General features: G+C 75.4%; 9 protein-coding genes and 1 tRNA gene. 4 read left to right on the forward strand and 6 right to left on the reverse strand.

Features of this window, described 5'->3' with window-relative positions:
* Nucleotides 1-1,517, reverse strand: a 1,517-nt coding sequence (locus AB6N23_RS06840; protein ID WP_412865342.1) for a zinc-dependent metalloprotease, incomplete at its 3' end; no start/stop codon positions are given.
* A gap of 136 nt (nucleotides 1,518-1,653) precedes the next feature.
* Between AB6N23_RS06840 and AB6N23_RS06845 the strand changes: the two genes are divergently transcribed.
* Nucleotides 1,654-2,781: a YlbL family protein gene (locus AB6N23_RS06845; protein WP_412865343.1), complete on the forward strand. Its 1,128-nt coding sequence runs from the start codon at nucleotides 1,654-1,656 to the stop codon at nucleotides 2,779-2,781.
* Nucleotides 2,782-2,826: 45 nt separating this feature from the next.
* On the opposite strand, the gene AB6N23_RS06850 is transcribed toward AB6N23_RS06845, so the two are convergent.
* Nucleotides 2,827-3,414, reverse strand: coding sequence for a PPA1309 family protein (locus tag AB6N23_RS06850; protein WP_412865344.1), 588 nt, complete (start codon nucleotides 3,412-3,414; stop codon nucleotides 2,827-2,829).
* A 169-nt stretch (nucleotides 3,415-3,583) separates the two neighbouring features.
* Between AB6N23_RS06850 and AB6N23_RS06855 the strand changes: the two genes are divergently transcribed.
* The 3 genes from AB6N23_RS06855 to AB6N23_RS06865 all read left to right on the forward strand — a co-directional run bounded on the left by AB6N23_RS06855 (nucleotide 3,584) and on the right by AB6N23_RS06865 (nucleotide 7,931).
* Nucleotides 3,584-6,598 (forward strand): UPF0182 family membrane protein, encoded by a 3,015-nt coding sequence (locus tag AB6N23_RS06855; RefSeq protein ID WP_412865345.1) that lies wholly within the window; start codon nucleotides 3,584-3,586, stop codon nucleotides 6,596-6,598.
* A 152-nt stretch (nucleotides 6,599-6,750) separates the two neighbouring features.
* The gene (locus tag AB6N23_RS06860; protein ID WP_412865346.1) at nucleotides 6,751-7,737 is read left to right on the forward strand and encodes a DMT family transporter; all 987 of its coding nucleotides are present in this window, start codon (nucleotides 6,751-6,753) and stop codon (nucleotides 7,735-7,737) included.
* A gap of 120 nt (nucleotides 7,738-7,857) precedes the next feature.
* A tRNA-Met gene (locus AB6N23_RS06865) sits at nucleotides 7,858-7,931 on the forward strand.
* A 147-nt stretch (nucleotides 7,932-8,078) separates the two neighbouring features.
* Here the strand turns inward: AB6N23_RS06865 and AB6N23_RS06870 are convergent.
* The 4 genes from AB6N23_RS06870 to AB6N23_RS06885 are packed head-to-tail and all read right to left on the reverse strand — an operon-like array spanning nucleotide 8,079 to nucleotide 11,642.
* Complete coding sequence (locus AB6N23_RS06870; RefSeq protein WP_412865347.1) at nucleotides 8,079-8,699, reverse strand: response regulator; 621 nt, start codon at nucleotides 8,697-8,699, stop codon at nucleotides 8,079-8,081.
* Nucleotides 8,696-9,925 carry a sensor histidine kinase gene (locus tag AB6N23_RS06875; RefSeq protein ID WP_412865348.1) on the reverse strand — a complete coding sequence of 410 codons (1,230 nt, stop codon included), beginning with the start codon at nucleotides 9,923-9,925 and terminating at the stop codon, nucleotides 8,696-8,698. The genes AB6N23_RS06870 and AB6N23_RS06875 overlap by 4 nt, the downstream gene beginning before the upstream one ends.
* A gap of 56 nt (nucleotides 9,926-9,981) precedes the next feature.
* Nucleotides 9,982-10,737, reverse strand: a complete 756-nt coding sequence (locus tag AB6N23_RS06880) for an ABC transporter permease (RefSeq protein ID WP_412865349.1) — start codon at nucleotides 10,735-10,737, stop codon at nucleotides 9,982-9,984.
* On the reverse strand, nucleotides 10,737-11,642 hold the full coding sequence (locus AB6N23_RS06885; protein WP_412865350.1) for an ABC transporter ATP-binding protein: 906 nt from the start codon (nucleotides 11,640-11,642) through the stop codon (nucleotides 10,737-10,739). Before AB6N23_RS06885 ends, AB6N23_RS06880 begins: the two co-directional genes overlap by 1 nt.
* Between the last annotated feature and the right edge of the window lie 86 nt (nucleotides 11,643-11,728).

Below are 11,728 nucleotides of genomic sequence, written 5' to 3' on the forward strand. Positions count from 1 at the left end.
GCGACCGGGCCCGTCCGCCCGCCGCCGTCGGTGTCGTCGCCGTCGCCGGCGCCGCCGCCGCGCCCGTCGGCACCCGGGTCCCCGAGCCCGTCCTCCCCGGCCGGTCCCGTCCCCCCGTCCGCGTCGAGGATCTCCGCGAGCGCGCGGTCGAGGTCGGCGCTGCCCTCCACCTCGGCCCGCCGGCGGGCGTCGTACCCCGCGGGGTCGTCGAGGTCCTCGGACGTCGGCACGAGGTCGGGGTGCGCCCACACGGCGTCGCGGCCGTCGACGCCGCGGGTGGCGGCGAGGTGCGCCCACACGGCGGCGGCGTCACGCAGGCGGCGCGGGCGCAGCTCGAGGCCCACGAGGCTGGCGAACGTCTGCTCGGCGGGGCCGCCGGCGGCGCGGCGCCGGCGCACCATCTCGCGCAGCGCGACGGCGTGCGGCAGGTGCGGGGCCGCGGCGGCGGTGGCGACCTCGTCGACCCAGCCCTCGACGAGGGCGAGCGCCGTCTCGAGACGCGCGAGCGCGGCCTCCTGCGCGGGCGTCGTGCGCGGCGAGAACACCCCGCCGGACAGCGCCTCCTGCAGGGCCGACTGGTCGGTCGGGTCGATGGACCGGACCGCCTCCTCGAGCTGGTCGACGTCGATCTCGATGCCGCGCGCGTACGCGGCGACCGCGTCGAGCAGGTGCGCGCGGAGCCACGGCACGTGCGCGAAGAGCCGGTTCGCGGCCGCCTCGCGCAGCGCGAGGTAGAGGCGGACCTCCTCGAGCGGCGTGTCGAGCCCGTCGGCGAACGCGTCGACGTTGGTGGGGACGAGCGCCGGCGCCGGCCGGTCGAGCAGCGGCAGGCCGATGTCGGCGGTGCCGAACACCTCGCGGGCCAGCGTCCCCGCGGCCTGACCGACCTGGAGGCCGAAGACGGCGGAGCCGAGGCCGCGGAGCAGCTGCGCGGGGTCGCCGAACGGCAGGCCGCCCGGGAACCCGCCGGGCAGCCCGAGCGCCGTGCCGGGCTCCTCGCCGAGCGCGGGACGCAGCGCGTCGGCGAGCGCCGCCGAGAGCGACACGGCGACCGGCTCGGTGAGCGTGCGCCACGTGGGCAGGGTCGCCTCGACCCACTCGGCGCGGCTCCAGGCGCGCGCCGGGCCCGGGGACGGCGGCAGGTCGGTCGCCGCGTCGAGCCACAGCTCGGCGACGGAGAGGGCGTCGACGACCTCGCGCGCGCGGCCGGGCGACAGGGAGGGGTCACCGCCCTGGGCGGCCTGCTGGCGGGCCAGGTCGTGGGCCATCTGCCAGTTGACGGGCTCGTCGCCGGACGTCGCGAGCATGCGCTGCACCTGCGCCATCGCCTGCTGCAGGGCGACGGGGTCGGCGGGCAGGCCCGAGGCCGCAGCCATCGCCGACGGGTCGACGCCCATGGCCCGCATCTGCGTGATCGCGTCGTCGGCGGCGGGGCCGAGCATCGCGCGCAGCACCTGCTCCCACTGCTCCGGGTCCGGCTGCTGCGGACCGCCGGGGGCGGGGACGTCGGGTCTCATGCGGGCCTCCTGGCTCGGGGGTGACCACCGTAACCACGCCGCGCGCCGCCCCGGCAGGTGCGCCCCGACGGTTCGCTGAGGGCGGAGGCGGCGGCCTCGTGCGGGACGACGCGCGTGCGTGCGCGATGATCTGTCCGTGCTCGACGACCAGCCGGCCCCGCACGGGCCCCAGGGCGACAACCCGACCGACGTGCCGCTCGCGGAGCGGCCGCGCGCGACGCCCCGTGCGCTCGTCCTCGCGCTCGGCATGCTCGTGACGTCCGCGCTCGCGGGGGTGCTCGTCGTGCTGCCGGCGCCGTACGCGGTGACGAGCCCCGGCCCGACGCGCGACGTGCTGGGCGAGGCGGACGGCACCCCGCTCATCCAGGTGGAGGGCGCGGAGACGTTCCCGTCGAGCGGCGAGCTGCGGCTCACCACCATCTCGGGGACCGGCGGGCCCGGGTACCCGTCGTACGTGTCGACGGTGCTGCGCGGCTGGCTTTCCGGGGCGTCGGTCGTCCGGCCGGTCGAGGAGGTCTTCCCGCAGGACGCCACGCAGGAGGAGATCGACGAGTCGAACACCGAGCTCATGGTGACGTCGCAGGAGACCGCCACCGTCGCGGCCCTCACCGAGCTGGGCTACGAGGTGCCGGCGACGCTCGTCGTGGCGGGGACGGTCGCGGGCACCGACGCGGAGGGCAAGCTCGAGGAGGGCGACGTCCTCACGGCGCTCGACGGCGAGGCGCTCCCGGACTACCAGACGCTGATCCGCCGCCTCGAGGACGTGGCACCCGGCGCCGTCGTGACGCTCTCGGTGACGCGGCACGCGCAGCCGGTCGACGTGCAGGTCACGACGGGGGAGCGGGAGGAGGGCGGCGCGCAGATCGGCGTGTTCGTCAACCCGTCCTTCGACCTGCCGGTCGACGTCACCATCAGCATCGACGGCATCGGCGGGCCGAGCGCCGGCACGATGTTCGCGCTCGGGATCGTCGACCTGCTCACCCCGGAGGACGAGGCCGACGGCGAGGTCATCGCGGGCACGGGCACGATCGACGTGACGGGTGCCGTCGGCTCGATCGGCGGCATCCGGCAGAAGCTCGTCGGGGCGCAGCGGGACGGCGCGGCGTGGTTCCTCGCGCCGGCGGGGAACTGCGGCGAGGTCGTCGACCACGTGCCCGACGGCCTGCGCGTCGTGCGGGTCGCCACGCTGCACGAGGCGCGCGAGGCGATGACGGCGATCGGCGCCGGCACGGCCGACGACCTGCCGACCTGCACCGCGGGCTGACCGGCCGGCGACGGCGCGACGGGCCGGCCGCGCCGTCGGGCCGGGTCAGTCGAGCGTCGCGCGCACGGCCTCCACGAGGCCCGGCACCAGGTCCGGCCCCTGGCCGACCGCGTCGTCGCTGTCGTGCGCGCGTGTGCGCAGCGCGCACCACGCCGGCCCCCCGCGCAGGGCGCCGACGGCCATCCGGACGTCCTGGCGGGCGGGGTGGGCGAGCAGGGCGGCGAGCGCCGCCTCGGGGTCCTCGGGCAGGTCGGCCTCGGCGCCCGGCGGCAGCACCACGCGCTCGACGGTCACGGCGGCGCCGTCGACGGCGGCGGGCCACGACAGCCCCGCGAGGAGCTGCTCGAGGTCGGCGGCGGCCGGCAGGCCCTCCTGCTCGACGGACGTCAGGTGCCAGTCGTCGGCCTGCGCGGACGCCAGCACGGCCGGGTCGAGCTGCGCGGCGAGGCCCGGCTCGGAGGCGAGCGCGGCCTGCGTGCGCACGAGCGCGAAGACGCGGACCGGTGCGTCCCAGCCGGCGGCGGCGACGTGGTGCTCGATCTCGCGCACGGCGTCGGCGAGCGCACGCGCGGCGCGGGCGTCGGGGTCGGCGGCGGACGGGTCCGGGGTCGGCGTGGTGCTCACGCGGGCCATCGTCGCACCTGTGTGGGAACCTGTGAGCCCTCCGGCGCGTTCGCCAGGCGACGGGTCCTGCCCGTCGGTGCACGCCCGTCTGTGCACGCCCGTTCGTGCACGCGGTCCGTGCACGCGGTGCGCACGCCGGTCCGAGGAACCCCCGAGAAACGACGAGGAACGCCACGCCGTGACCTTCGCCTCCCCGCCCCGCCCACGACCGGACGGGCCACGCCGCCGCCGCGGCCCGCTGGTCCCGACGCTGATCACGCTCGCCGCCCTCGTGGTGGTCGTCCTCGTCCTCGCCCAGGTGTGGACCGAGGTGCTGTGGTTCTCCCAGCTCGGCTTCACCGAGGTCATCCGGACCGAGTGGCTGACCCGCGCGGTGCTGTTCGTGCTCGGCTTCGCCGTGATGGCCGCCGCCGTCGGGTTCTCGCTGAGCTACGCGTACCGCTCGCGGCCCGTCTACGCGCCGTCGACGCCGGAGCAGGCCAGCCTCGACCAGTACCGCGAGGCCATCGAGCCGCTGCGCCGCCTCGTGCTCGTCGTCGGCCCGGTCGTGCTCGGCCTGTTCGCCGGCGGTGCCGCGTCCCAGCAGTGGACGACCGTGCAGCTGTGGATGAACGGCGGCACGGTCGGCGAGACCGACCCGCAGTGGGGCATGGACATCGGGTTCTACCTGTTCACGCTGCCCGGCCTGCGGTTCGTCGTGTCGTTCCTCATGGCCGTGGTCGTGCTCTCGATCATCGCGGCCGTCGCGACGCACTACCTGTACGGCGGCCTGCGCATCGGCGGCCAGGGCGGCTCGCGCACCACGCGCGCGGCACGCGTGCACCTGTCGGTGCTCGGCGCGCTGGTCCTCCTGCTCATCGCGGCGAACTACTGGCTCGACCGGTACTCGATCCTCACCAAGCAGCAGACCGGCAGCCAGCGCTGGCAGGGCGCCGGCTTCACCGACGTCAACGCGGTCATCCCGTCGAAGGCGATCCTCGCGGTCGCCGCCGTCGTCGTGGCGGGCGCGTTCATCGCCACCGCCTTCACCAGCAACTGGCGGCTGCCGGCGATCGGCGTCGGCCTCATGGTCGTCGCGGCCGTCGTCGTCGGCGGCGTGTACCCCGCGGTCGTGCAGCGCTTCCAGGTGCAGCCGAACCAGCAGGACGCGGAGAGCGAGTACATCCAGCGCAACATCGACGCGACGCTCGCCGCCTACGGGCTCGAGGACGTGCAGACGAGCGAGTACGACGCGACGGTCACCGCGGAGCCGGGCGCCCTGCGTGAGAACGCGGAGACGACGGCGTCCATCCGGCTGCTCGACCCGAACATCGTCTCGCCGTCGTTCAAGCAGCTGCAGCAGATCCGTGGCTTCTACGACTTCCCGGAGTCGCTCGCGGTCGACCGCTACACCGTCGGGGGCGAGAGCCGCGACACCGTCATCGCGGTCCGCGAGCTCAACCAGGCGGGCCTGAGCGACCAGCAGCGCAACTGGACCAACGACACCACCGTGTACACGCACGGGTACGGCGTCGTCGCCGCCTACGGCAACACGCGCGGCGCGCGCGGGGCGCCGGAGTTCTGGGAGAGCGGCATCCCGTCGTCGGGGCCGGTCGGGCAGCTCGGCGAGTACGAGCCGCGCATCTACTTCGGCCAGCTGTCGCCCGAGTACTCCATCGTCGGCGGGCCCGAGGGCACCGACGGCTGGGAGTTCGACTACCCGGACGACACCACCGGCACCGGGTCGGTCCCGTACCGGTTCCCGACGCAGGACACGTCCGCCGGCCCGACGGTCGGCGGCATGTGGCACAAGCTCCTGTACGCGCTGAAGTTCGGCGACGAGCAGATCCTGTTCTCCGAGCGCGTGAACGAGAACTCGCAGATCATCTACGACCGGCACCCGCGCGACCGCGTCGCCAAGGTGGCCCCGTACCTCGACCTCGACGGGCGCGTCTACCCGGCCGTGGTCGACGGGCGCGTGAAGTGGATCGTCGACGGCTACACGACGTCGGACCAGTACCCGTACGCCGCGACGCGCTCCCTCGAGGAGGCGACGACCGACTCCCTCACGGAGCGGAGCGCGACCGTCGAGGCGCTCCTGCCCAAGCAGGTGAACTACATCCGCAACTCGGTGAAGGCGACCGTCGACGCGTACGACGGCTCCGTCGAGCTGTACGCGTGGGACACCGAGGACCCGGTGCTCCAGGCGTGGTCGGAGGTCTTCCCGACGTCGCTCAAGCCGCTCGACGAGATCAGCGGCGACCTGATGAGCCACCTGCGGTACCCGGAGGACCTGTTCAAGGTCCAGCGCGCGCTGCTGAACCAGTACCACGTCACCGACGCGGGCCAGTTCTTCTCCGGCAACGACTTCTGGCAGAACCCGGCCGACCCCACGGCGGCCAACGCCGAGGTCGCCCAGCCGCCGTACTACCTCACCCTGCAGATGCCGGGCGAGGAGCAGGCGACGTTCTCCCTGATGTCGACGTTCATCCCGGGCGGTGGCAACGCGCGCAACGTGCTGACCGGCTACCTCGCGGTCGACGCGGACGCCGGGTCGACACCGGGCGAGGTCGCGGAGGGCTACGGCACGCTGCGGCTGCTCGAGCTGCCACGCGACTCGACCGTGCCCGGCCCCGGCCAGGCGAGCGCGAACTTCACCGCCGACCCGACGGTGTCGAACGAGCTCAACATCCTCGCCCGCGGTGACTCCACCGTGCGGCGCGGCAACCTGCTGACGCTCCCGGTCGGCGGCGGTCTGCTGTACGTGCAGCCCGTGTACGTGCAGGCGTCCAGCGGCACGACGTTCCCGCTGCTGCAGCGCGTCCTCGTGTCGTTCGGCGACCAGATCGGGTTCGCGCAGACGCTCGACGGCGCGCTGGACCAGGTGTTCGGCGGCGACTCGGGTGCGGAGGCCGGCGACGCCGGCGCCGAACCGGTCGAGCCGCCCGACGCGGGCGAGGAGCCGGCGACGGAGGACCCGGGCACGGGCGCCACGCCGGAGCCGACGCCGACCGAGGGCGCCGAGGCGCCGGCCGCCCCGCCGGCCGACGCCCGCACCGCCCTGGACGCCGCGCTGCGCGACGCGCAGCAGGCGATCCAGGACGGCGAGGCGGCGCTCGCCGAGCGCGACTTCGCCGGGTACGGCGAGGCGCAGCAGCGGCTCGACGAGGCCCTGCAGCGCGCGATCGACGCCGAGGCGCAGCTGGGCGGCTGACGCCCCGCGCACCGACGCACGACGAGGCCGGCACCCGCGGAGGGTGCCGGCCTCGTCGCGTCCGGCGGTGTCCGGCCGCGTCCGGCCGCGTCCCGTCGGCCTCCCGAGCGGACGGTTCGTCGCGTGTCGGTGCCGGGGTGCACCCTTGGCCCATGACGTCGCCCACGGACCGCCGCACGGTCCTGCTGTACCTCGGCGCGGCCCTCGTGTGGGGCTCGAGCTTCCTGTTCACGAAGGTGGGGCTCGAGGGGCTGGCGCCGGCGCAGGTCGCGCTCGGGCGGCTGCTGCTCGGCGCCGTCACGCTCGTCGTGGTGATGACGGTGCTGCGGCGCCGCTGGCCGCGGGACCGGCGCACGTGGGGCCACCTCACGGTGATCGGCGTGCTGCTCTGCGTCGTGCCGTTCCAGCTGTTCGCGTGGGCGGGCCAGCACCTGGCGTCGGGGCTGTCGAGCATCCTCAACGCGACGACGCCGCTGATGACGTCGCTGGCCGTCGCGCTCGTGCTGCCCGCGGAGCGGCTGACCCGCCGGCAGGGGCTGGGCATCGCCGTGGGCGCCGTCGGCGTGGTCGTCATCGTCGGGCCGTGGACGTACCTCGACGGCGGCGGGGTCGCCGCACCGCTGCCGGCGGTGCTGGCGTGCCTCGGCGCGACCGCCTGCTACGGCCTCGGCATGACGTACATGCGGCGGTTCGTCACGCCGCTGCGGCTGCCGGCCGAGACGGTCGCGGCCGGGCAGATCGCCGTCGCCGCGCTCGTCATGCTGGCGCTGGCCCCGGCGGTCGCCCGCGGGCCGGTGACGCTGACGTGGCCGGTGGTCCTGTCGATGGTGGGGCTCGGCGCGCTGGGGACGGGCATGGCGTACGTGTGGAACACCCGGGTCGTCGACACGTGGGGCGCGCAGCGCGCGTCGACGGTCACGTACCTGACGCCGGTCGTGGGCGTGGTGCTCGGCATCCTCGTGCTCGACGAGCGGCTGCACTGGTACGAGCCCGTCGGCGGGCTGCTCGTCGTGCTCGGCATCGTGGTGGCGCAGCGGGCGCGCGCACGCACGACCGCGGCGACGGGGGAGCCCGTCGCCGCGCCGGTGCCGCCGGCCGCCGGCGTCGGCGTCCAGGCACCCGGGGCGCCGCGACCGTGACGCGGCACGCGGCAGTGGGCCGGCACGCGAGCGTGAACGGCGGGTGGCCGCGGTGTGACGCGGGGCACGTCGCCTCGATTTGGTTGCCCGTCCACCGCTGACGTACAGTAGAGACACCGACGCGGGGTGGAGCAGCTCGGTAGCTCGCTGGGCTCATAACCCAGAGGTCGCAGGTTCAAATCCTGCCCCCGCTACACAGAAGTCGAAGGCCCGGACCAGACGGTCCGGGCCTTCGACGTTCCCGGCGCGCGTCGTTCCGGCATCCGGGTCGCCTCCGTCGAAGGACGGAACCCGCCCCGGCCCTCATTCCGAGGCTCGATGGCGCCGCGCCGTGGGCGGGGCTACCGGAGCAGGCCGCGCCGGTAGCCCTCGCCCACGGCCGCGGCCCGGTCGCGCACGTCGAGCTTCTCGTAGACGTGCTGGAGGTGGGTCTTGATGCTGGCCTCGCTGATGAACAGCTGCCGGGCCGCCTCCCGGTTGGAGGCGCCGTCGGCGACGAGCTGCAGGACCTCGAGCTCGCGGGCGCTCAGGGCGAGGCCGGTCGGCCGGCGGACCCGGCCCATGAGCTGCTCGGCGGCCGACGGCGCGAGGACGGACTCCCCGCGGTGCGCGGCGCGGACCGCGCGGATCAGCTCCTCCGGCGGCGCGTCCTTGAGGAGGTAGCCGGTCGCGCCCGCCTGCACCGCGGGCAGCACGTCGGACTCGCTGTCGAAGGTGGTGAGCACGAGCACCCGCACCGCGGGCGCGACCCGTGCGAGCTCGGCGATGGCCCGCACCCCGTCCATGACCGGCATGCGCAGGTCCATGAGGACGACGTCCACGCCGAGCCGGACGGCCTCGGCGACGCCCTCCCGACCGTCGCCCGCCTCGCCGGCGACCTCGACGTCCGGCAGGTCGGCGAACGCGCCGCGCAGCCCGTTGCGCACGACCGGGTGGTCGTCGACGATCAGGACGCGGATCACGGCGCCGCCACCGCGGCCGCCGGGACCCGGACGCTGATCGCCGTGCCCTCGCCCGGCGAGCTCTCGATCTCCAACGCCCCTCCCACGCCGCGGACCCGTTGCGCCATGCCGCGCAGGCCGAAGCCCGGAGCCTCCCGCCCGTCGCGGGCGGTGTTGATGCCCCGCCCGTCGTCCCGCACGTCGAGCAGCACCTCGTCCGTCAGGTACGACAGGACGAGGCCCACGCGCCGGGCCGCCGCGTGCCGGGCGACGTTGTGCAGCGCCTCCTGCGCGACCCGGAACAGCGCCACCTCCACGGCGGGGCGCAGGGTCACGGGGTCGCCGGTCACCTCGAACCGCACCGGCACGCCGCCGTCCCGCTCCCACTGCCGTGCCAGGTCGCCGAGGGCGTCCGGCAGGTGCGCCTCCTCCAGCTGGTGCGGCCGCAGCGCCTGCACCGACCGGCGGGCCTCCGCGAGGCTGTCCCGGGCGAGCGCCAGCGCGCGGTCCACGTGCTCACGCGCCTGGTCCGAGGAGTGCCACACGCGCTGCGCGGCCTGCACCTGCGTGATGATCCCGGTGAGGCCCTGCGCCAGGGTGTCGTGGATCTCGCCGGCCATCCGCTGCCGCTCGTCGACCACGCCGGCCTCGCGCGCCTGCGCCAGCAGCTGGGCGTGCAGCCCGGCGTTCTCCGCGAGTGTCGCCTCGAGCCGGGCGATCATCTCCTTGCGCCGGCGGTGCTGCTCGGTGGTCCGGTCCACCAGGGCGACGCCGAGGCCGACGCTCGCCGTCTGCACGGCGATCACGCCCACGTACGTCCCGAGCGACGACGCGGTCGCCAGCGGGACGCCGATGGTCATGGTGTTGAGGACCACCGAGGTGGCGAGGACCCCCACCACGCCGACCGGCCACGGGCGCAGCTCGAAGGCGTGCAGGAACCCGGTGACCGTGAAGAGCAGGAAGACCCGGTCCCGGCCCATCAGCACGACGCAGAGCACGAGCAGCCCGACGAAGTACACGGCCATCGGCAGGGTCCGCCGACGGCGGGCGTCGGGCACGCGGGTGTACGCGACGTACACCCAGCCGGCGGCGAGCACGGCCAGCCCGAGCGTGACGGCGCGCTCGGCGCCGCCCTGCCCGGGCCGGCCGACGGCGATCACGGTCGCGACCGGCAGGGTGATCCACGGGACCACGCGCAGCAGCAGCGCCAGGTAGCGCTCGCCGTCGCGGCCGACGTCGTCGTTCATCGGGCCGGCACCTCCGGGCTCGTCGGGGCGGGGCACGTCCGGTCGTCGCCGGCGGCTCACTCCCAGCGGAACAGCCGGGCCGCCGCTGCGCCGACGACGACCGCCAGCGCGGCCATTATCCCGACCTGCAGCAGCAGCGGCGGGCCGCTCCCGGCGTCGGCCGCCGCGCCGGACCACGTCCGCAGCAGCCCCTGGACGCCGGGCGGGACGTAGGCGCTCAGCCGCACCAGGGCGTCGGGGAGCAGGAACGCGGGCAGGAAGACGCCGCCCGCGAACATCGCCACGACGTACGCGAGCGTCGACAGGCCGGTGGCCAGCCGCAGGCTCGGTGCGACCGCCGCGACGAGCACGCCGACGGCCAGCAGGGCGCCGAAGCCGGCGACGAAGGACGCCGCGAACCCGAGCGGCTCCCGGGGCAGCGGCACGTCGAGCACCAGCCACGCCGAGCCGAGCACGAGGGCACCCGCGACGACGGCGGCGGCCAGCGCGACGAGGAGCTGCGCCGCCAGCATCGCACCGGGGTGCACGGGGGTCGTGGACATCCGGCGCAGGACACCCCGCTCGCGGTAGGTGGCGACCGCCACGGGAATCTGCTGCAGCGCGAGGATCCCGAGCCCGAGGGCGAGCGCCGCCGGCGCCCACGCCTCGACGAACGGCACGCCCCCGAACTCGTCCGCCGGCTCGCGCAGCGCGGGGATCGCGCCGAGCCCGAGGAGCAGCAGGGCGGGGAAGAGCACGCCGAACACGACCGAGACCGGGTCCCGCAGGAAGAGTCGCGTCTCCGCGACGGTGAGGCGGTGCAGCGCGCGCATCAGACGGTCCTCCGTCCGGTCAGGGTCAGGTAGGCGTCGTCGAGGCCGGCCTGCTCGACCCGCAGGTCGTGCGCGACGACGTGGTGCAGGGCGAGCACCGAGGTGACGGCCTGGAGCAGGTCCCCCGTGCCGGTGACCACGACCTGCTCGCGGTGGTGCCGCAGGTCGGCGACCTCGGGCAGGTCCGTCAGCAGCCGCTCGTCCAGGGGGACCGACGGGCGGAACCGCACGCGCTGCTGCGCGCCCACCCGCGCCACGAGCCCGGCAGGCGTGTCGACCGCCGCCACGCGTCCGGAGTCGATCAGCGCCAGCCGGTCGCAGAGCCGCTCCGCCTCGTCCATGAGATGCGTGACCAGCACGACCGTCACGCCGGAGTCCCGCACGTGCTCGACCAGGTCCCAGGTGTCGCGCCGCGCCTGCGGGTCGAGCCCGGTGGTGAGCTCGTCGAGCACCGCGACGGCGGGGGAGCCGACCAGCGCCAGCGCGATCGCCAGCCGCTGCTTCTGGCCGCCGGAGAGCCGGCGGTACTGGGTGTCGCGCTTCTCGGCGAGGCCCAGCATCTCCAGCAGGCGGCCGCCGTGGGCGGGGCGGCGGTAGAACGAGCGGTACAGGTCCATCGCCTCGCCCACGGTCTGGCGGTCCGGCAGCCGGCTCTCCTGCAGCTGCACGCCGACGCGCTGGCGCAGCTCGTCCCGGTCCCGGCGGGGGTCGAGGCCGAGCACCCGGATCTCCCCGCGGTCCGGGGTGCGCAGCCCGGTGAGGCACTCGACGGTCGTGGTCTTGCCGGCCCCGTTGGGGCCGAGGATGCCGAAGACCTCGCCGGCCCCGACGGTGAACGAGACGTCGTCGACCGCGGTCGTCGTCCCGTAGCGCTTGTGCAGCTGTCTGACCTCGATGACGTCCATGGCTCGAGCCTGCTGCGGTGCACGCGGCGCCGGATCACCCGGCCGGGAGGCGGGGCGGTGGATCCCCGCATCGACCGATCGGTGGA

It is taken from the genome of Cellulomonas pasadenensis (assembly GCF_047229365.1).
Classification (GTDB): domain Bacteria; phylum Actinomycetota; class Actinomycetes; order Actinomycetales; family Cellulomonadaceae; genus Cellulomonas.

Coding starts and splice junctions, on each gene's coding strand:
- AB6N23_RS06875 (WP_412865348.1), bottom strand. CDS start 9,925: ATGAACGACGACGTCGGCCGCGACGGCGAGCGCTACCTGGCGCTGCTG.
- AB6N23_RS06860 (WP_412865346.1), top strand. CDS start 6,751: ATGACGTCGCCCACGGACCGCCGCACGGTCCTGCTGTACCTCGGCGCG.
- AB6N23_RS06850 (WP_412865344.1), bottom strand. CDS start 3,414: ATGGCCCGCGTGAGCACCACGCCGACCCCGGACCCGTCCGCCGCCGAC.
- AB6N23_RS06880 (WP_412865349.1), bottom strand. CDS start 10,737: ATGCGCGCGCTGCACCGCCTCACCGTCGCGGAGACGCGACTCTTCCTG.
- AB6N23_RS06885 (WP_412865350.1), bottom strand. CDS start 11,642: ATGGACGTCATCGAGGTCAGACAGCTGCACAAGCGCTACGGGACGACG.